The following is an 18528-nucleotide window of genomic DNA, read 5'->3' on the forward strand; positions in this document are numbered from 1 at the left end:
GGGAGGTCACCTTGATCGTCGGAGCTTCGTTGCATACGGAGAGGCCATCCTGACAGACCGTCACCCAGCTGTGACCTGCAGATTCGTGGAACCCCCAAGACTTTGCAACAGCCCTGGCCGGAGTCGACTGCGAGATCGGCGTTTATGTTGGCGCTTCGTTCTGTCTCACGTAGCACGCAGTTATGTTCGCGTAGCTGCTGTCTCAGGGGGTCCGATGAAGCGCACCAGTTCCAGCACGTCAACTGCCACCGCTCGACAGGGAGTCGTCGCCCCCTTCGGGGAGCCGGCGCCGGAGGCCGTGGTCCTCCTGCATCGGACTGCGCAGGCTCGGGCAGCTGGTCCGTGGCCCTTCGACGCGTCGGCCGTGCTGGAACGGGCGGGGGCATGCGACGGCAAGTGCTTCATCCTCGGCCCCGACGGTTCGTACGACGTGCAGTTGAACCGGTTCGGGCGCGAACTCGACAGCTGGGGCGTGCGGTCGGACAACGGGCACGAGGGCTACATGCGCGACATCATGCTGTACTGCAGGTTCCTGCACGAATCCCGGGGAGGGAAGTCGATATGGGAGACGGACAGCGCTGATCTGCGCGCCTACAAGGTTGTCCGAATGCGCATGGACGACGAGAACTCGATCAGCGCGGCCACGTGGCGCCGGTCCATCGCGGCTCTCGACAAGTGGGTGGAGTGGTCCCTTTACGAGGAGTTGCTGGATCACGAGCCGTTCCGGTACATCGACAAGACGGTGATGACGCCGCAGGGACCGAAGCGCGTCCGGGTCAACGCCGAGTACGACGTGGACGACGACCAGGAGCCCCTGCACATCGTGCAGTTCGTTGACTACTTGCTGTGGCGCAACGTCGGGCTGCGGGGCGAGCTGCCGGATGGCAGGCCGGACCCGAAGTGGCGTGGCCGGCACGGTGAGCGCAATGCGCTGTTCGCCGACTCGCTCGTCTACACCGGCATGCGCCTGGGCGAGGGGGCGAGTCTGCTGACGACCGAGCTTCCTCCCGTCGCAGGGGGCCGGGGCGAGATCTACCTCGCGGCTCAGGTGGCCAAGCGGAAAAAGGCGCGCAGGGTGTTCGGGAATCGGCGGACGCTGCGGGCGTGGCACCACTACCTGTCGATCGAGCGTTCGGCCGTCGTGGAGCGGGCGCGGGCCCGTGAGCAGTACGTCGGGCTGGAGGAGATCGTTCCGGTGGGCCGCGCGGGGCGTCACGCCTTGACGGTGGTGGGTTCTTCCCGCGCCTGGGCGTACTCGAAGATCGGCGTCGGCGTGCGGCGGAACCTGTTCCGTGTGGATGCCGCCGGCCTGCCGCGGGAGCCATTGGCGCTGTGGCTGGGCGAGGACGGGTTTCCGCTCAAGCCTTCCACGTGGCAGTCGGCCTTCCGCCGGGCCAACGAGCGCTGTGCTTCCTTCGGGATCGACATCGAGGTCTCGCCCCATCAGTTCAGATGCTTGGTCTGATGCTGCGGCAGACCATCCGCGCGCTGGGGCAGCGGGAGGACCGGCGATTTACCAGGGCGGAGCTGGAGCGGCTGCTGTTCGGCAGCCCCATGCGCAAACTGCAGCTGCTTCTCGGGCATGCGCACGAGTCGACGGTCTACATCTACCTGGACCTTCTGGATGAGTTCCAGGAGATCGTCCTGTCCGCGCTCGCGGAGTGGGACACCCAGGTCGCGGCCCTGGAGGCGGTCGCTTCGGAGGCGGCGGCAGCATGAGGACGCGGCGCGTTCGGTTTCCAGCAGCGAGCGACATCCCCGCTCCTCCGGACCCGGTGCCCAGCATCGGGCCGGTCGCCTTCTCGATCCAGTTCGATGGGGAGGATATCCGCTACGACCTCTCGCATCTGCCGTGTCCCCGCCTCGTCCGCCCGCTCACTCAGGAGTTGAGCCAGATCGGGGGTGACGACGGGACCATGGGCGGCAAGTCTGCCTTCCGCGAAGCGATCCGGGCCGTGCGGCTGTTCGCCGAGTTCGTGGCTGCGGCCGAGCCCGGACATGCCGACGACTTCGCGCTGGACGACCTCGAACCTGAGCTCCTGGATGCCTTCGAAGGGCACCTGGCGCGGGCTTTCCCGAAGGGAAGCGGCCAGCCGTACAAGCTGCTCGGGACGGTCGTGCGCCTGCTGCGTGCCGTCCACGAGTCCGCCCCGGACGCCTTCAGCGCCGAGATGCACGGGCGGATCGGGTTCACGGCGACGACGGTGGAGCGGCTGACCAGTAAGCCCCTCGATGCCTACCCGTTGCCGGTGTTCGAGCGTATGGAGGCCGCGGCGCTCGCCGACGTCCGCGCGATCCGGGACCGGATTCTGCGCGGTGAGCGGATGGCCGAAGCCGGCCAGGACCCCGAGACCGGTGGGTGGGGGCGGCTGGAGAACGTCCTGTGGTATGTCGCCCGCAACGGGCCGCTGACCAACGACATCGTGCGGCAGCATCGTCCGCTGCGGGCCCTGGGCGGGATCAGAGCGGTCAACTCGCACCTGTTCCTGACCAAGGCCGACATGGTGCCCTTCTTGACCTTGCTGATCTGCCAGACCGGGCTTGAACCCGAGTGCGCCAAGACTCTGAAGGCGGACTGTCTGTCCAACCCGGCGCGCGGGTTCGTCAGCATCGCGTACGTCAAGAAGCGCTCGCACCAGCACACTCACAAAGCGATGCGGGTGAGCGACGGGGGCGCCCTGCACTACCCGGGCGGCCTGCTCCGCCTCGCCCTGCGGCTCACGCAGCGCGCCCGCGAGCTCGCCGGCACCGATTCCCTGTGGGTGCTCGCCCTGGACGCCGGAGCCCGTGACGTCTACCGGGACGGACGCACCCACACGGCCCGGGACGCGGTGCCCTGGATGGCCCAGCACCGGATCGATGAGATGAAGGACCGCGGCGGCGGCCCCGTGTCGATGGACCTGCGGCGCCTGCGCAAGAGCCACAAGTCGCGGAACTATCTGCGGGCCGGCGGCATCCTCGACGACTTCGTGTCCGGCCACACCAAGGAGGTCGCCGCCGGGCACTACGCCGACATCGAGGCCCACCGCGAGGTACACGAGCAGGCGGTGGAGGACGGCCTGCGCGAAGCCCTGGACGCGGCCCTGGCCGCGCCGGTCGTGCTGGACGACGACGGCAGCCGCCTGGACGCCAGCGACCAGGACCTTGAACCGGACGAAGTCCGCGCCGCGCTCGGGACGGACAACGACGTCTGGCTGGCCTCGTGCCGCGACTACTACAGCTCCCCCTGGGCGCGGAAGAAGGGAGCAGGGTGCCCGGTCGCAGTCTGGGGCTGCCTGGAGTGCCCGAACGCCGTCTTCACCACCCGGCACCTGCCGAGCCTGCTGTCCTTCCTCGACTTCCTCGAAGCACAGTGCGAGGAGTACACCGCCGCCGAGTGGAAGGCCCGCTACGGACTGGCCTGGGAGCGGATCGTCAACGACATCCGGCCGAAGTTCAGCACCGAGCAGATCACCACGGCCACCGCCATCGCCGAAGCCGGCGGCCCGCGCCTGTCGCTGCCCGCACAGTTTGTGGAGCTCATCTCATGACCACTGCACCTCAACTCCGCGCTCGTCCGGCGACCCCGGTCCCGGACGACGCGTACGTCGTGCCCGAGCACCTCACCACAGCCGCGACCGGCCGCGGGCCGCGTGTCGGCGACATGGTCTGGGACCTGCGCCCCTTCGTCCCCCGAACCACCCGCAAGAACGCCCTCTGCCACTTCTCGGGATTCGCCGACGACACGGCCATCCGCACGGCCAAGGAATACCTCTACTCGCGGTTCCGCCGGGGCATCCCGGCCAGCTACTTGAGCGTCTCGACAGTGAAACCGATGAAGATCACGTGGGCCGCGCAGGAACTGGCCCGCGTGCGTAACGCCATGCACGACCTGCGCGAACTCGGCATAACACGGCTCTCCGCGGTCACGCGGGAGGATCTGGCGGCGTTGCTGGACCAGTGGAAGAAGGGGTCCCTCTCCACCGCTGCGTCGCTCGTCACCACGATGAAGCAGCTCGCCGCCCATCGCGCATTCCTCCACAGCGACGGACTGGACGTCCATCCATGGCCGGGCCGGACAGCAGCGGCGGTCGTGGGCAAGGAGCCGAGACCGGACGAGAACAGCACGGACCGCATCCCCGAGGAGATCATGGCTCCGCTGCTCCGCGCGGCCGTCTTCTACATCACCATCGCCAGCCGCGACATCCGCGCCGCCCGTGCCGAGATACAGGCCCTGCAGGAGGCCGCACGCCTGAGGCCCTACAGCATGGGCGGAGCGAAGGAAGCCGCGTTCACCTCCTTCATAGCGAAGCGCCGGGCGGCCGGGCGCGGCCTGCCGGCCCTGCCGCTGGAGGCGGTTTCACGGCGACCAGGCGCTGAGGTGGTCGGCGGAGTCGTCCAGTCGCCGAACGTCACCTTGATCGAGCTGATGATCGGCGGCTACGCCCGCATCGATCACCTCGTGGCACGGGCGGCGGCCGAGCTGGGATTTGAGGAAGGCGGCCTCGACACTCCGATGTCGCCCTGGCCGGAGTCCGACCGGCCGTGGCGGCCACGGCTGGACCCCACGACTGTGAACCGGGAGACCGAGCACCTGCGCACGGCCTGCTGGATCGTGATCGCGTACCTTTCTGGACTTCGCGACGACGAAGTCCGCCTCCTGGGCCGCGAGTGCGCGTTCACCGAGACCGGCGACGACGGCCGGATCCGCTACAAGCTGCGCGGGCGGGTCTACAAGAACCGCAAGATCAGCGGCGATGAGGCCGAGTGGGTCGTCCTGGACATCGTTCACCAGGCCGTCGACGTCCTCCTCGGCCTCCATGACGATCCGGACCATCTCTTCGGCTACTGGGGCACGGACATCACCGGCTATCAGCTCTTCGGGTCCGTTCCCTACCGGCTGGGCCGCTTCCGCGATCATGCCAACGAGCTCTTCAGCACGGAAGCCGGGTTGTTCATCCCCAACGACACAAGCGGCGTCGAGGACTACGACACCCCGGACACCCTCGATTCAGAAAGCTATCAACACGGCCGCGGAGGCGAGGACCCGGACGGGCCGCTCGGCCTTACCGAGGAGGGACCTGATCCAGCAGGGGTTCCTTGGAGTTTCGACACGCGGCAGTTCCGTCGAACGCTTGCCTGGCATATCGCGCACCAGCCGTTCGGCGTTGTCGCCGGCGCACGGCAGTACCAACATGCCCGAATAGTCATGTTCGAGGGGTATGCGGGTACATCGGAGTCCGGCTTCGCCGAGGAAGTAGCGGCCAACGACGCGGTAGCGCGACTGGACTACCTGGAGGATATCTACCGCGACTGGAACAACGGTGGCGCCTCCTCCGGCGGGGCCGCCGAGCGTATCTCGGCCGAGTTCGAGCGAATCCGCCGCGAACTCGGCGACCTGCCCGGTGTCGTCGCGTCCCCTGCCCGGCTGCGGACGATGCTGCGGCACCTGACCAAGACGCTGCACCCCGGGGTACTCAACGACTGCTTCTTCCAGGCCGCCACCGCGGTCTGCCGCAAGCGAGCCAAGGCGCTCGGCCGCCCGGTACCGCTGCACAACATGTGTCTGAACTGCCCCAACGCCCGCCGGTCGACAGTGCACTTGCCCCGGCTCACCACCGCACGGGACCAGGCCCTGACGGTGCTCGACCTGCCCAAGAAGGAACGCGAGGCCCTGCCCCGGCTACAGGTGATTGCCCTGACCGACCACGCCGCCGAACTTGACGAGCTCATCCAGAGCATCACCACCGACGACACCAAGGAAGGCGCGAGGTCGGCGTGAACGACGAGACACGACTGCGCATCCGGCACACCTTCGACCGGCTCTCCGCGGGCGGCAGAGGGCTCACCGACATCGACCGCGCGCTGATAGAGGCGTTCGAGCGGCTGATGCACGGGCTACCCGAACTAACCGACGGCAAGATCACGGTCGTGAACGTGTGCACCGAGGCCGGCGTCTCTCGCGCCTCCTACTACCGCTCGCCGGTGGCACAGGCGGTGAAGGAGATCCTGGAAGCGCCGCAGACCTGCCGCCCGGAACCGGAGGAGTTGCGGGCAGAAGTCGCCCGGCTGAAGAAGGCGGAGCGCGAGCTTCGCAGCGAGCACGCCGCCGAGATCCGCGAACTCAAGGGCACCGTGGCCACCTACGCCGACCAGATCCAGGTCCTGGCCTTGCGTAATGCCGAGCTGGAGACCCAGAACGCCCGTCTCCTCGAACGGCTGCGGCAGTCCGGGGACAACGTCGCGGTCCTGTCGGCCCCGAGCCCTCCTCTGCCCTGACCAGGCGCGTCACCTGCCAGTTCGCGCGCCCTTCAGCGGTGTGACTAATGTGTCGCGTGCCAGGCATATGCGTCCTGCTACGGGGGACCCGACCCTCCACTGAACGGGATGCATGGAGCTTTGTCCTGGCAGAGCACGGTCCGGGCGAGTGGGTATGCGAGCAATCTGGTGATGCGCGAGCTGGACGAGGCTGCCGCTGGCGGCCCGATTGGAGCCCGCCTGGCCGCCTGGCGCCGCCACCGGGAACTGACTCGGGATGACCTTGCCTCCCGCACCGGCCTGGAGCTCGATTACCTCGCCGGGCTGGAGACGGGCCGGGAGTGGGTGGACCGCCGCGGCCGGCTGGCGGCGCTGGCCGCCGCCTTGCGGCTGGATGTCGCGGATCTGACCGGTCAGCCTTACCCGCCGCGCGGGGAGGAGCACGCGGCTGTGAGGGCGGTTGCCTTCCACCTGCGGCGCAGCCTGGTTCGCCGACAGCCGGATAGGGCCCCCGGCATGCTGCTGGAGGAGCTGGCGGAACGGACCCGGGCCGCCGCACGGGCCGATGCCGCGGGCAATGAGCACCATCTCGCGCTCGCGCTGCCGGAGTTGATCGAGGCGGCCGACCGCGCGCTGGCCGCCGCTACGGGGCCTGGGCGGGAAGAGGCGGTGCGGCTGCGCGTGGACGCGCATGTGCTGGCCGCAGGGCTGCTGCGGCGCCTGGGCTACAGAGATCTTGCGTGGATGCTGCTGCACCGTGCCCGGCCGGGCACGCGCGAACCGCTGCCGGTGCTGGTCGAGGAGGTGCGGCTGCTGATCGACCTCGGCCTGCCGGAGTACGCGCTGGCCCGCGCCGAACGCGCCGAGGACGCCGGGGTCGACTGGGAGCTGCCGGCGCTGGCCGCCGTCGCCCAGGCCATGGCTGGACGCCGCCCGGAGGCCAAACGCCTCCTTGCCACGGCCGTCGAACGGGCCACCGGCGCACGGGAGTCGGCCCTGGCGATCGCAGCCCGCGCCGCTGTCGCCGCCGAGGTGGGCGACGCGGCCGAGGCCGCCGACCACGTACGCGCGGCGGATCAGGCCGCACTCGACGGCGCCCATCGCTCCAGTCTGCTGGTGGTCGCCGCGGCGGCCGAGGCCCGCCAGGACCGTGCCGACGAGGCTGCCGCCCGGCTGGTCGAGGCCGACGCGGCGGCACCGCTGCGGCTGCGGCTGGACCCCTTCGCCCGGGACCTGGTCGCCGCGCTCACCGACCGCACCACCGTTCACACCGCGGCGGTGCAGGATCTGGCCGAGCGTGCCGGGCTGCGGTGATGCCGCCCGTCTGGCGGGAAAGACCCCTGGGGCGACAGGCTGGCCCTACGCTACGGCTGAGGCACGGGAGTTGAGGCGGGGGCGATGAACGAAGAGCAGGCCGTCAGGATCGGCGAGCGTCTGCGGTCGGCCCGCCGCCAGCGCGGGATGAGTCTGCGCAACCTCGCGGGTCTGGCCGGGGTATCGGTCGGTTATCTGTCGATGGTGGAGAACGGCCAGCGGTTGCTGGACCGCTCCAGCCTCATCACCGCCTTCGCCGAGGCGTTGCAGATCGCCCCGTCCGAGCTGACCGGCCAGCCCTTCGCTCCGGTGGACCCGCACACCAGCGCGGCTCACGAGGCGATCCCCGCCCTGCGGCTGACGCTCATGGGCCTGACCATGGCCACCCCGCCGGACCGCCGCCCGCCTCAGGTTCTGGAGGCAGTGCTGACCGAACGGGTGGCGAAGGCCAACCGGCTCTACCACGCGGCCGAATACGGCACCCTCGCCGCCGGGCTGCCGACACTGCTGGCCGACCTGCATGCAGCCGCCGAGGCCGCCGACGGCGCCGCCCGCCGCGAGCTGCTGAAACTGCTGGCGGACGCCTACCATCCGGCCTGCACCCTGTTGCTGAAGAACCTCGGCTACACCGATTTGGCGTTCATCGCGGTGACCCGTGCCGCCGAGGCGATCGCGGAGTTGGACGACCCGGTCTACTCCGCCCTGTCCGGCTTCTTCCACACCCATGTGCTGATGGCGGCCGGCAGTCCTACCCAAGCCCTGGCGCAGGCCACCGCCGCTGCCAATACCCTCGAAGTGCACCTGACGAGCCCTGACACCCATGCGCTGCTCGGCGAACTCCACTTGATCTCGGCCACCTCGCTGACCCAGGACAGGCAGCGGCCCGGCAACACCCGCGCCGAGGAGGTCCGCGGCCATCTGGCGGAGGCCGCCAAGCTGGCTGGCCGCACCGGCGAGACGCGGGCCTGGCACCTGAACTTCGGTCCCACCAACGTCGGCATCCACAAGGTGAGCCTGAACACCGACCTCGGTCTGCACGGAGTGGCCGTCGCCGCCGGGAACGGGGTCCATCCCGAGACGCTGGCGGAGGCTCCGGGACGGCAGGCCGCTTTCCACGCCGACCTGGGCCGATCGCTGGCCCATCTGCGAGGCCGGGAGGCCCAGGCGGTCGCTGCCCTGCTGACCGCGGAGGAGATCGCACCGCAGCGCATCCACGCCAACGCGCCGGTGAGGAACACCGTCGAGTTCCTCACCGACCGGCAGCTGTCCACCCACGCCGCGCGGGACCTGCGCGGTCTGGCCCACCGCATCGGCCTGCCGCTCTGACCAGCGGTGTCTCCCTGCTCCGGCTGAGCACATAGGTCCGTACGTGGCTGGGTGTTCGCCGGTACGGGACTTCTGTGCAGGTGCCGTACGCGGTTGAGCAGGTTGGTCTGTACGCAACTCCCCGCACCCGAGCAGGCATTCACCGAACGACCTGATCCAGGCTCGGGGAGCGCGGGTTCACCGTCGTGAACACCTCTGCGTGCTGGGGCTCTTACCTTCGGTCACGGTCCGGGCGGCTGCCGCTCGGAGAGAGGGTGAGTCCCGCGATGTCCAGCACTGTGATGCGCCATGACTTCCAGGTGATCTCCGAGGCCGAGTACGTCCCGCTGGCCCGCCGCGAGACGGCCAAGGTCCTTGCCGACTGGGGCATGTCTAAGGAGGTCGTGGGCACCGCCTGCCTGATCATCAGTGAGCTGGTGACGAACGTGGTGCGGCACGCGGCCGTGCTCTCGCCCACCGCCACGGTCACCCTCGCTGTCGAGGAGCAGGCCGCGCTGGTGCTGGCCGTCGCGGATGCCCACCCGCTCAAGCCGAAGCCGCTGCCCGCCGCCCACGACCTCGGTGGCCGCGGCCTGTTCCTGGTCGACGCCCTGGTGAACGAAGTCCACGGCAGAGCCGAGGTCCTCCCGGAGACCGCCACGGGCGGCAAGCGGATCGTCATCCGTCTTCCCCTGGCTCCCGTTGCGGCCTGATCCACCCCTCACGGCACCCGCGTCAGACGGCGGCTACAGCGCCGTCGACGACCGGCACCTCCCACCACGAGAAAGAGGACAGCTGATGCTCGAATCGGTCCGCCACCTTGACCAGGTGGCCCGCGAGTGGAACATCAACCCCGAGGACGTGCTGCTGATCGCGCTGAACGCCTCCGGCGCCCGGTCCCCGCTGACCAAGCCGCGCATGCGCTTTCGGCTGCGGCTGGACTCCCGTCCCGACACCCCGCTGTTCCTGATCCTCTCCCTTGGCCGTGAGGACTCCCCGTTCGAGCTGGACGAGTACGAGCTGCGGCTGAACGGCGAGAAGGTCGGCGAGGTCGACGGCATCGAGGACGACGACGCGGTGCTGGGCTACTGGCGCAACGGCACGAAGATGCTCACCCTCAACTCCAACGCCCGCAGTCAGTGCACCGGTTGCGTGTTCTGCCCCAACACCCTCGAAGACGCCTCCGACCCGAAGATCAAGGCCCTGGACCTGCCCGGCTACCTCGGCGCTCTCGCGGCGAACTCCGGCATGGAGGACCTGTCGGCGGTGGAGACGGTGACGGTGTGCACCGGCTGCTTCCTCTACGAGCACCTCGCGCTGGACCATCTCGCCGAGGTCCGCGCGGCGATGGGTGCGAACGGCTGCGGCGGCATCCTGCACTTCCTGTCCTCGGTGCTGAGCAGCGACGAGGGCATGGACGCCGCCGCCGAACTGGGCCCGTTCCACCTGACGCTGACCGCCGAGTGCTTCACCGAGCGGCGGCAGATCCTCAAGGAGTCCAAGGCCAAGCTCACCCCCGCCGAGATGACCGCCGCTCTGGGCCGGGCGAAGCAGCGCGGTATCACCACCGACTTCACCTACATCGTCGGCCTGGACCCGATCGAGGACGCGATCGAGCACCTGAAGGACTTCGTGGCGGTCACCACCGCCTTCCCCCGGTTCCAGACCTACCAGGCCCACAACGCGTTTATGGACGTCTACCGCACGCCGGGCTCGGACACGGTCGAGTGGCACCTGACCATGCGCCGGCATTTGGAGGAGCTCTTCGTCCCCACGGGCTTGCGTCCGCAGTGGTGGCAGAACTACCGCAGCCCGTGGTGCTTCACCTTCGCCGGTGAGGAACTGACGGGGGCGAAGGTCTGATGACGGCCCTCACGGTTCGCACACCCGCCCAGGCCGGGGTGGCCACGAAGACCGTGGTCCGCGCCGTCCGCGCCTGGCAGCTGCCCCCGCAGCCCGCCGGGCTGCCGTCCGAACTGCCCGAACCGGTTGCCGCCGCGGCAGGTGAGCCGCCGGCAGGCCCAGCCTGGGCCGAGCACCGCACCCGGTTCGCCATCGAGCTGGTCGGCGATGGAGTCTCCGGCTGGCATGCCCCGGTCGCCGAGACGGTCACGCAGATCATCGCCGACGATCTGGCCGCCGGGCTGATCGGGCACGATGCCGCCGCACCCCGCCGCCTGGCCTACCGCAAGAAGACCGGGCGGCACCGCACCGGCGCACACGCCCGGCAGGCCGCCTCCGCGGTCGAACTGGCCTGCTGGGACCTGGCCTCCCGTGCCACCGGGCTGAACGTGACCGGCCTGCTGGGCGGCACCATCCGGCCCAAGGTCCCCGCCTACGCCTCGGCACTCGGCCTCGACCCGGCCCACCCTTCGGCCCCGGAGGCGGCGGCCTGGATTACCGCAGCGGGGTTCTGGGGGCAGAAGTGGCCGCTGCCCAAACCGCTGATCCTCGCCGGACCGAGGGCGGTCGCGAAGACGCTCGGACGATTACGGGAAGCGGCGGGTGATGGCCGGTTCATGGTCGACGCCCTGGGCCGCTGCCGCCTGGACGAGGCGATGCAGTTGCTGCCCGTCCTGGCCGATCTTCAGGTGACCTTCGCCGAGGAACTCCTGCCGCCCGGCTCCTTCGGCTGGCACCGGCTGCGGGCGGCCGGAACCGGAGTCCCCCTGGCGGCGGGCGAACACGCCGTCGACGAGTCCGAGCAGACCCGGCTGCTGACCGGCGAGGCGGTGGATGTCTGGCAGGTCGATCCGGGCTGGTCGGGCGGGCTCGCCCGCTCGCTGCACACCACCGAGCTCGCCGCGGACCTGGGCATGGCGACCTTCCCGCACGGTGGCCGGCTGCCCGCCGCTCTCGCTCTGGCCGGCGCCTGCTGCCGCGACAAGATCCCGGCCGTCGAGTGGCATCTGACCCTGGAGCCGCTGCGGCAGCAGATCTACCCCGCCCCCGTCCACGTCGAGCACGGGATGCTGCCCATCCGCACTGTCCCGGGCCTCGTCGAGGCCCCGACACTGCCTGAGAAAGCGGCGGCGTGGGAGGTGAGCTCGTGACCACCCAGCACCGGTTGCGCCGCACCCTCTGGGAGGGGGTACGTGGCATCTGCTTCGACCTGGGCGGCACCCTGGTGCGTCCCGAGGCCGAGCCGACCACCGGGCAGGTCGCCCAGCTGCTGGGCATCTCGTTGGAAGAGGCCCGCGCGGTGATGGAACAGGGGGCGAAACGCCGCCGGATCACCCCCGAGGACCTCGCCCGCGACCTGGCAGCCGCCTTCCGCCGCCCTGCCCTGATCGGCCCGCTCACCCACGTGCTGGAACGGGCCCGGCAACGGGCCGCCGAGCCGGAGCTGTTCCCGGATGCCCAGCCGGCACTGACCGCGCTGCGCGAGCGGGGCTTCGCGCTGTTCGCCCTGACCAACAGCCTCGGATCCTCCATCCCGGCCGAGCCCCCGCAGGCATTCCGCAACCTGCTGGATCAGGTGATCTATTCGGCCGAGACCGGCGCGGTCAAGCCCGAACGCGAAGCCTTCGCCGCCGTCGAACACGCCTCCGGGCTCGGCCCGGACCGTCTCCTGCACGTCGGGGACTCGCCCCGGGCGGATGTCGCCGGAGCCGCCGCGGCGGGCTGGCACACCGCCTGGCTGGACCGCCGCATGGCTGGTATCCCGCTTCCGGCCGCCCGCACCGTTCGCCTCCACACACTCACCACCCTTCCCCTGCTGCTGCCTGCCGGGCCCGCACCGTCCCCGGCGACGACCTCGGAGGCTTCCCGCTGATGGACCCGAACGGCAAGCACTGCCCGAAGGCGCCCGCCCACGACCCGCTCGTCAGCTCGGTGCCGCTGTTCGACCCCGCGCAGCTGCCGCTGCGCGAGTGGTGCGCCGGCAGCCGCGAGGACGCGGTGACCGGCCTGGTCGCCTTCCCCGACTTCCACAGCCACATCCCCCGCGCGCTGGCGTCCGCTCTGACCAGTGGGGGACTGGTGGGACTGGCGATCGGCGACGTCGACGGGCTCAAGGGCCACGTCGAGCAGGCCAACGCCACCGACCCCGGCTGCTACGGGCACCTGGCCGGAAACAAGGTGATGGCCCGCCTCGGCGCCGTCACCCGCACCTGGTTCCATACCCAGCCCTGGGAGTCCGGATGCGCGGCCACCTTCGGCGGTGATGAGGTCATCATCGCCGCCGCCTTGGACGACGCGACCGGCTTCCACCGGGCCGTCACCCAACTACGGGACCGGCTCGCCGACGAGCTGCCGGTGCGCGTCTCCTTCGCACTGGCCTTCGCCGCCGCCGAGCACCTCCCGGCCGACCGCGGCGCCGGCGGCTGGAAGCACCACTTCACCGACCAGTTGCTCGCCGCGGTGGACCGCTGCCTGTTCACGCACAAGGCCACCCGTCGTGCCACCGGCGGTGAAGGCGGCATCATCGCCATCACCCAGCCCCCGCCGGCCGCCCACACCGCACCGGCCCGGGATCATCGCACTCTGCTGCCGCTGCCCACCGGGGCCGAGACGCTGCACGTGCTCGCCCGCCCGGCCGGCACCGGGACACGCGGCATGCTGCTTCTGCCCTGCGCCGGACCGGCCGGGCTGCGCGGCAAACGGCTGCGGGTGACCTTCCCCGACGGCACGGCCCGCACCGCGGTCGCCGTCTCCGTGCACGGCCAGGCCGCCGTCCCCCACGAAACCGCCGCGACCGACGCAATCGAAGGGCCGGGCGTTCCGCTCACGCTTCAGCCCGTACGCGAGAAGTCCACCCGTGGCGTCCCCGACGACCTGGCAGCCGCCCTGGAGAAGGAAGGACTGGACTGGTCGGTACTGCCTGCCCACGAGCAGGCCCAGATGCTCCACCTGATCACCGAATCCGCCACCGCCGACATCCGCACCGCCCGCATCACCGCCGTCATCGACGCGGTCGCCACCCGCACCCGGAGCTGACCCATGGCCCTGACCACCGAACGCGTCGCAGACCCGGCCCCGCCTGGCTTCCCCGACTGGAGCCACGCGGCACGGCAGGCTGCCCAGGTCGTGCCCGACCAGGCCATCGACGCCTGCTGGCGGGCGTTGAACCACCTGTCCGCCGCCCAGCTCTACCTCACCGACAACGCTCGCCTCGCTCGCCCGCTGAGGCCCGCGGACGTCAAGGAGACTCCCCGCGGGCACTGGGGCGTCTGCCCGCCGGTCAACTACATGCTCGCCCACCTCGGGCCGCTGACCGCCTGGCGGCCGGCCGGGTCCGAACTGCTGGTGCTGCACGGCGCCGGGCACGCCGGACCCTCAGCGCTCGCCCACGCCTACCTCAATGGCAGCCTGCACCTGACCGGGAACGGGCCGGGCTGGTCGATGCCCGAACTGCGGGCCCTGATCACCGGCTTCCCGCACCCGGAGCGGTTCGGCGGGGAGATCACCCCGCTCATCCCCGGCGTCCGGCACACCGGCGGACAGCTCGGCCCCGCCCTCGCCATCGCCCAGGGCATGGCGCTGGACGCCCCGCACCGCCTGGTCGTCCCGCTGATCGGGGACGGCGAGCTGGAGACCGGGGCGACCGCGGCGGCCTGGCTCGCCCGCCGAGCCCTTCACGGCAGCGGAGAGCACGGGGCGGTGTTGCCGGTGGTGCTGGCCAATGGACTGAAGATGGGCGGCCCCTCCCTGCTGGCCGGCATGAATCAGGACGACGTACGCGCATATTTCACCGGCCTCGGCTACGAGCCACTGATCCACGACGGCGCCGACCTGCCCGGCTTCCGCCAGCTGCTGGCCGACGCCCTCACCCGGCAGCGGCCGCTCGGCGAGCCCGCCCGGCAGCCGATGATCGTGCTGACCATGCCCAAGGGCCACACCGGGCCCGAACGGGTGGCCGACCGGCAGATCGCGGGCACCCCGGCCGTCCACAAGACCCCGCTGAAGAGTCCCCGCCACAACGACGTGGAGTTCGCCGCGCTGGCGGCCTGGCTCGCCTCCTACCGGCCCGCTGAGCTGTTCACCACCCAAGGGCGGCCGACCGACCTGGTCCGCCAGGCCCTGCCCGGTCCCACCGCCGAACCGGGGGCGACACGGCCGTCGGCCCCGCTCGCCTCCCGGCGGCTCCAGTCCTGGCCCGACGTGTCCGCGGTCGTCCGCGAACGCGCGGCCAACGGGGCGTTTCGCCTGTTCAGTCCGGACGAGCTCGCCTCCAACCGGCTGGCGGTGACGACGGACGATGCGCTGCCGTCCTGGGCGACCGAGATCCTGAATGAGGAGATCTGTCACGGCTGGCTGCAGGGCTACACCGAGACCGGCCGGGACGCACTGCTCGCCACCTACGAAGCCTTCGCCCCGGTCAACACCAGCCTGTTGGTCCAACACCTCAAGCACCGGCGGCTGCGCTATCTCACCGGGCAGGGCGGGCTGCCGTCGGTCAACTACCTGATCACCTCGCTGGGCTGGCGCAACACCTACACCCATCAGAACCCCGGACTGGTCTCCTCGATGCTGGAGACCGAGGACGGCTTCGTACACGTCTACACCCCCGCGGACGCCACGAGGGCCGCCGCGGTCCTCGCGGTGATGCTCGCCGGGCACGACCGCGTCAACTTCCTGATCACCGACAAGCACCCCGGCCCCGCCTTCCCGCCGGACCCGTTCCGCGACGAGCTCACCGACGGCGCCGCCATCTGGCCCCACCTGAGCCACCACGGCCGCCCGCACCTCGTCCTCGCCTCGGCCGGGGACATCCCGGCCCGCGAGCTGACCACCGCCGCCACGCTGCTACGCCGGTCGCATCCCGAGATCAAGATCCGCTATCTGCACGTCAACGACCTCGCGGTCCTCGGTCCGGCCCCGCACTGGCCCTACGCTTTTGATGAGAGGACCTTCACCCGCCTGTTCGGCACCGACACCCCCGTCCTGATGGCCGTCCCCACCCATCCCGCTCCCGTCCGCGCGCTGCTGGCCGCCCGCGGCGAGACCAGCCGGTTCCACGTCGTCGGCTATCGGGAGCCCAGCCGCCCCACCACCCCCGAGGGCCTGCTGGAGCACTGCGGCCTCTCGGCCGCCGCCCTCTCCGCCCGAGCCGCCCTCATGATCAAGGAGCACAGCGGATGACGACCCTCGATACGGCGTCCCCGCCCGACCCGAAGGTCCTGGACGCCTTCGAACGTGACGGCTTCGTCGTGCTGCGCGACGTGATCACGCCGGAGTGGCGCGAGCAGGCCGCCGCAGCGGCGATGCGGCTGCTGGCCAGCGACCGCACCCTCGGAAGGGACCGCAGCGTCGACGGCAAGGACGGCTTCCGCGGCATCGTCGCCATGGACGACACCTTCCTGCCGCTGGTCACCAACCCGAAGGTGCTGTCTACCCTCGTCGCGCTGCTGAGCGCGAACCTGCACCTGATGTCCAGCAACCTGATCTACATGCCGTCCATCCCGCCCGGCGGCACGCGCACCATCCGCGTCCCCGAGCGGCACGGCTGGCACCGCGACATGAGCTCCACCAACCGCGACCTCGGCACCGAGGTTGTCCCGCGCCTGTCGATCAAGGCCGCCTACTTCCTCAGCGACCTCACCCCCGACGCCGGCGTCACCATGGTCGTCCCGGGCAGCCACAGCGAGACAGGACCGGTCGCCGTCCCGGCCGGAGCCATCGACCCGCCCACGGCGATCACTCCCGACCTGGGGCCCCATGACGCGCTGCTGTTCGAGAACCGCACCTGGCACGCGGGCGGCCTGAACACCTCCGGCCACCCCCGGCTGGCGGTGATGATGCAGTACGGCTACCGCTGGCTCGCTGCCGTCGATGACCCCGCCCCCCAGCTGCTGGAACGCGGGGACCTGACCGACATCGAGCAGCAGTTGCTCGGCCGCCCCGACCGCAACCCGGACGGCTCCATTGCTCACGAAGGCGCCGGAGCCGCGCTCCTGCGCACCTGGTGGCAGCACCTCAACGCGGGACCCGGCTCGTTCTCCGGAATGACACCGCACACGGCCAACTGAACGCGAAAGACTGACGAGATGACCTACACGCCCGACGAGCTGTTCGCCTCCACCGCCCCCTACTACGCCCGCTACCGACCCGGCTACGACCAGGCTTTCTACGACATGCTGGCCGCACGCTTCGCCCTGGACGGCACTCAGCGCGTTCTTGACCTGGGCACCGGCACCGGCGTGCTCGCGCTCCCCCTCGCCAAGCTCGTCGGCCACGTCACCGCCGTCGACCCCGAGCCCGGCATGCTCGACGAGGGCCGCAAACTCGCCGCCGAGCAGGACATCACCAACATCGACTGGCGCCAAGGCGACTCCACCACCCTGCCCGGCATGGGCCTGGAACCGGTGTTGCTGACCGTGATGGGGGCGGCCTTCCATTGGATGGACCGTGACCAGACCCTTCGCGACCTCGACCAGCTCGTCGAGCCGAACGGGGCCGTCGTCCTCGCCTCCGGCGGGGCCCCCGGCGATCTTGAGCCCGCCCCCTGGCTCCAGGTCATTGCCGACGTCCGCACCCGCTACCTCGGGCCCGAGCGACGGGCCGGGTCGGGGACCTACGCCCACCCCAGGGAACGCCACCAGGACGTGGTGGCCCGCTCCCCATTCTCCAACGTTGAAACCGCCCGCTGGGACCGGACCGTCACCCGCACACTGGACGAGGTCATCGGCCTTCAGTTCTCCTACAGCTACTCCAGCTCCGCCCAACTCGGCGACGACAAGGACGCGTTCGAACGCGACCTGCGCCAGGCCCTCACCGAGTTCAACCCCGATGGCGTCTTCGACGAAGTCGTACGCACCGAGGCCATCGTCGCCACCCGCCCCTGACAACCGGCCCGTTGCTGCCTGGCCCACGACCGCGTTACGCGGCCAGGCAGTAGGGACGTCTTGAGACACTCCCGCGCTGGAACAGGTTGACAGACCGCATAACGGCGTGGTTGTACCAGGAGCACCATACGGGGGGTGTGGTGGTGGCGGTGTCGAGGGCGTGCTCGGCGGCTGCTAGGGCTCGGCGGCAGGCGCGGGGTTCGCCGTTCGTGGCCAGGGCGCGGGCTTTGCGGAGGTGGAGTAGGGAGCGGGCGGTGGAGTTTTGGGTGCGGTTCAGGGCATGGTCGAGGACGTCGATGGCGGGTGCGGCCTGGCCCAACCAGAGGCTCTGATAGGCGAGATCAGCTAATGCGCCTGCGCCGCGATCGGTGTCGCCGGCCTGGTGAGCGGCGTGGAGGGCGGCGTTCCAGTAGTGGCCGGCGGCCGTGTGGTGTTCGTGGTCGAAGCGGTGCCAGCCGATGGTCTGGGCCAGGGAGGAGGCCAATAGGTGCAGGCGGGTATCAGTCGCCGCGTCGTGGCGGGCGTTCTCCAACAGGCCGATGACGGTGTCGTAGTAGCTGTCGAGGAGTTGGGCGGTGTGCTGGCGGTCGGCCGTGGCCATACTGGCGAGGTCTTGGACGCTGGTCTCCAGCCAGGTGATGAACTCCGGTGCGACAGAGCGGCCTTGGGTGGCGGAGGCGGCGAGGACGGGGTCAAGAGTGGCCCACTGCTGAGCGATTGCCGCGAGGGCGGCAGGCGCGAATCCAAGGAGTGTGCGGCGGTGGAGCATGGCGCGGCGTTGGGCCTCTCTGAGTGGGTGGTTCGTGAGGTGATGTCCGTTTCCGGCTGAGGGTGGGTGCAAGGCCGCTGGTGGAGGTTGCATCGGCTATTGCTTCCTGGCGAAGTT

The 18528-nt window shown here is 70.4% G+C and carries 16 protein-coding genes; 15 read left to right on the forward strand and 1 reads right to left on the reverse strand.

Translation table 11 applies throughout. The annotated features are described in order from the left end of the window. Positions 1–214: 214 nt before the first annotated feature. The 15 genes from ACIQU6_RS41520 (at position 215) to ACIQU6_RS41590 (ending at position 17642) form a co-directional block, all read left to right on the forward strand. Positions 215–1465, forward strand: a complete 1251-nt coding sequence (locus tag ACIQU6_RS41520; RefSeq protein ID WP_403487365.1) for a site-specific integrase — start codon at positions 215–217, stop codon at positions 1463–1465. After that, positions 1465–1719 (forward strand): hypothetical protein, encoded by a 255-nt coding sequence (locus ACIQU6_RS41525; protein WP_403487367.1) that lies wholly within the window; start codon positions 1465–1467, stop codon positions 1717–1719. The genes ACIQU6_RS41520 and ACIQU6_RS41525 overlap by 1 nt, the downstream gene beginning before the upstream one ends. A 56-nt stretch (positions 1720–1775) precedes the next feature. Beyond that, a complete protein-coding gene (locus tag ACIQU6_RS41530) occupies positions 1776–3530 on the forward strand; it encodes a hypothetical protein (protein WP_403487369.1) in 1755 nt (584 codons plus the stop codon). Continuing rightward, positions 3527–5761 carry a hypothetical protein gene (locus tag ACIQU6_RS41535; protein ID WP_403487371.1) on the forward strand — a complete coding sequence of 745 codons (2235 nt, stop codon included), beginning with the start codon at positions 3527–3529 and terminating at the stop codon, positions 5759–5761. Before ACIQU6_RS41530 ends, ACIQU6_RS41535 begins: the two co-directional genes overlap by 4 nt. Then, positions 5758–6258 (forward strand): hypothetical protein, encoded by a 501-nt coding sequence (locus ACIQU6_RS41540; RefSeq protein ID WP_403487373.1) that lies wholly within the window; start codon positions 5758–5760, stop codon positions 6256–6258. Before ACIQU6_RS41535 ends, ACIQU6_RS41540 begins: the two co-directional genes overlap by 4 nt. A 108-nt stretch (positions 6259–6366) precedes the next feature. Further along, complete coding sequence (locus ACIQU6_RS41545) at positions 6367–7551, forward strand: helix-turn-helix domain-containing protein (protein WP_403487375.1); 1185 nt, start codon at positions 6367–6369, stop codon at positions 7549–7551. Positions 7552–7635: 84 nt separating this feature from the next. Next, positions 7636–8877 (forward strand): helix-turn-helix domain-containing protein, encoded by a 1242-nt coding sequence (locus ACIQU6_RS41550; RefSeq protein ID WP_403487377.1) that lies wholly within the window; start codon positions 7636–7638, stop codon positions 8875–8877. Positions 8878–9143: 266 nt separating this feature from the next. Next, complete coding sequence (locus tag ACIQU6_RS41555; protein WP_189957533.1) at positions 9144–9569, forward strand: ATP-binding protein; 426 nt, start codon at positions 9144–9146, stop codon at positions 9567–9569. Positions 9570–9654: 85 nt separating this feature from the next. Further along, complete coding sequence (locus tag ACIQU6_RS41560) at positions 9655–10719, forward strand: radical SAM protein (protein ID WP_403487379.1); 1065 nt, start codon at positions 9655–9657, stop codon at positions 10717–10719. Further along, positions 10719–11909 (forward strand): enolase C-terminal domain-like protein, encoded by a 1191-nt coding sequence (locus ACIQU6_RS41565; protein ID WP_403487381.1) that lies wholly within the window; start codon positions 10719–10721, stop codon positions 11907–11909. The genes ACIQU6_RS41560 and ACIQU6_RS41565 overlap by 1 nt, the downstream gene beginning before the upstream one ends. After that, positions 11906–12631 carry an HAD family hydrolase gene (locus ACIQU6_RS41570; protein ID WP_403487383.1) on the forward strand — a complete coding sequence of 242 codons (726 nt, stop codon included), beginning with the start codon at positions 11906–11908 and terminating at the stop codon, positions 12629–12631. Before ACIQU6_RS41565 ends, ACIQU6_RS41570 begins: the two co-directional genes overlap by 4 nt. Next, the gene (locus ACIQU6_RS41575; protein WP_403487385.1) at positions 12631–13794 is read left to right on the forward strand and encodes a hypothetical protein; all 1164 of its coding nucleotides are present in this window, start codon (positions 12631–12633) and stop codon (positions 13792–13794) included. Before ACIQU6_RS41570 ends, ACIQU6_RS41575 begins: the two co-directional genes overlap by 1 nt. A 3-nt stretch (positions 13795–13797) precedes the next feature. Next, the gene (locus tag ACIQU6_RS41580) at positions 13798–15939 is read left to right on the forward strand and encodes a phosphoketolase (protein ID WP_403487387.1); all 2142 of its coding nucleotides are present in this window, start codon (positions 13798–13800) and stop codon (positions 15937–15939) included. Next, positions 15936–16826, forward strand: coding sequence for a phytanoyl-CoA dioxygenase family protein (locus ACIQU6_RS41585; protein WP_403487389.1), 891 nt, complete (start codon positions 15936–15938; stop codon positions 16824–16826). Before ACIQU6_RS41580 ends, ACIQU6_RS41585 begins: the two co-directional genes overlap by 4 nt. A gap of 18 nt (positions 16827–16844) precedes the next feature. Further along, positions 16845–17642, forward strand: a complete 798-nt coding sequence (locus ACIQU6_RS41590; RefSeq protein ID WP_403487391.1) for a class I SAM-dependent methyltransferase — start codon at positions 16845–16847, stop codon at positions 17640–17642. A gap of 34 nt (positions 17643–17676) precedes the next feature. Here ACIQU6_RS41590 and ACIQU6_RS41595 read toward each other — a convergent pair whose 3' ends face one another. Continuing rightward, positions 17677–18411, reverse strand: a complete 735-nt coding sequence (locus ACIQU6_RS41595) for a hypothetical protein (RefSeq protein ID WP_403487393.1) — start codon at positions 18409–18411, stop codon at positions 17677–17679. Between the last annotated feature and the right edge of the window lie 117 nt (positions 18412–18528).

Origin of the sequence: Streptomyces sp. NPDC090442 (genome assembly GCF_044769405.1) — a bacterium.
Taxonomy (GTDB): Bacteria; Actinomycetota; Actinomycetes; order Streptomycetales; family Streptomycetaceae; genus Streptomyces.

Coding starts and splice junctions, on each gene's coding strand:
- ACIQU6_RS41520 (WP_403487365.1), top strand. CDS start 215: ATGAAGCGCACCAGTTCCAGCACGTCAACTGCCACCGCTCGACAGGGA.
- ACIQU6_RS41535 (WP_403487371.1), top strand. CDS start 3,527: ATGACCACTGCACCTCAACTCCGCGCTCGTCCGGCGACCCCGGTCCCG.
- ACIQU6_RS41525 (WP_403487367.1), top strand. CDS start 1,465: ATGCTGCGGCAGACCATCCGCGCGCTGGGGCAGCGGGAGGACCGGCGA.
- ACIQU6_RS41575 (WP_403487385.1), top strand. CDS start 12,631: ATGGACCCGAACGGCAAGCACTGCCCGAAGGCGCCCGCCCACGACCCG.
- ACIQU6_RS41585 (WP_403487389.1), top strand. CDS start 15,936: ATGACGACCCTCGATACGGCGTCCCCGCCCGACCCGAAGGTCCTGGAC.
- ACIQU6_RS41580 (WP_403487387.1), top strand. CDS start 13,798: ATGGCCCTGACCACCGAACGCGTCGCAGACCCGGCCCCGCCTGGCTTC.
- ACIQU6_RS41555 (WP_189957533.1), top strand. CDS start 9,144: ATGTCCAGCACTGTGATGCGCCATGACTTCCAGGTGATCTCCGAGGCC.
- ACIQU6_RS41590 (WP_403487391.1), top strand. CDS start 16,845: ATGACCTACACGCCCGACGAGCTGTTCGCCTCCACCGCCCCCTACTAC.
- ACIQU6_RS41560 (WP_403487379.1), top strand. CDS start 9,655: ATGCTCGAATCGGTCCGCCACCTTGACCAGGTGGCCCGCGAGTGGAAC.
- ACIQU6_RS41545 (WP_403487375.1), top strand. CDS start 6,367: ATGCATGGAGCTTTGTCCTGGCAGAGCACGGTCCGGGCGAGTGGGTAT.
- ACIQU6_RS41550 (WP_403487377.1), top strand. CDS start 7,636: ATGAACGAAGAGCAGGCCGTCAGGATCGGCGAGCGTCTGCGGTCGGCC.
- ACIQU6_RS41565 (WP_403487381.1), top strand. CDS start 10,719: ATGACGGCCCTCACGGTTCGCACACCCGCCCAGGCCGGGGTGGCCACG.
- ACIQU6_RS41595 (WP_403487393.1), bottom strand. CDS start 18,411: ATGCTCCACCGCCGCACACTCCTTGGATTCGCGCCTGCCGCCCTCGCG.